Raw genomic sequence first — 880 nt, 5'->3', positions numbered from 1 at the left:
GGCTCTGTTGCAAAGATTGGCGGCAGTCAGAGGTAGGCTGTCGCTCTGCGCCGATCAGGCGGCTGCTGCGAAATGGTGGTTGAGCATGCCCATGGCCTCCGTCAGCGCCGAGGGCCCAATGCCAAAAGCTCTCTCCACAAGGCGCACCTCGCCCCTGATGCCGGGCTGCAGGCACCAGGGGCGAGCCTGTCCTTTGCGCAGGGCTCGCATGACTTCGAATCCCTTGATCGTGGCATAGGCCGTGGGGATCGATTTGAAACCGCGCACCGGCTTGATCAGTATCTTGAGCTTTCCGTGATCGGCCTCGATCACGTTATTGAGATACTTCACCTGCCGGTGGGCCGTCTCCCGGTCCAGCTTTCCTTCGCGCTTCAATTCGGTGATCGCTGCACCATAGCTCGGCGCTTTGTCGGTATTGAGCGTGGCAGGCTTTTCCCAGTGCTTCAGGCCTCGCAGGGCCTTGCCCAGGAACCGCTTCGCTGCCTTGGCGCTGCGGGTCGGCGACAGGTAGAAATCGATCGTGTCGCCCCGCTTGTCGACTGCCCGGTACAGGTAGGTCCACTTGCCCCGCACCTTGACGTAGGTTTCATCCAGGCGCCAGCTCGGATCAAAGCCACGCCGCCAGAACCAGCGCAGCCGCTTCTCCATCTCCGGGGCGTAGCACTGGACCCAGCGATAGATCGTCGTATGGTCGACCGAAATGCCGCGTTCCGCCAGCATTTCCTCAAGGTCGCGATAGCTGATCGGATAGCGACAATACCAGCGCACCGCCCACAGGATCACATCACCCTGGAAATGGCGCCACTTGAAATCCGTCATCGTTCCGTCCGTCCAATCTCCGCCAAGCATGCTCAAGCTTCACGATTTTTGCAACAGAGCC

General features: G+C 60.6%; 1 protein-coding gene. It reads right to left on the bottom strand.

The window, feature by feature from the left end; all coding sequences use genetic code 11:
• Positions 1 to 54 precede the first annotated feature (54 nt).
• Positions 55 to 819, bottom strand: a complete 765-nt coding sequence (locus AX703_RS02210; RefSeq protein ID WP_001389365.1) for an IS6-like element IS6100 family transposase — start codon at positions 817 to 819, stop codon at positions 55 to 57.
• Positions 820 to 880 lie beyond the last annotated feature (61 nt).

This window comes from Novosphingobium sp. CCH12-A3 (assembly GCF_001556015.1).
Taxonomy (GTDB): domain Bacteria; phylum Pseudomonadota; class Alphaproteobacteria; order Sphingomonadales; family Sphingomonadaceae; genus Novosphingobium; species Novosphingobium subterraneum.
Note: the sequence above shows the minus strand (reverse complement) of the source record. Positions and strands in the feature narration are given on the sequence as shown.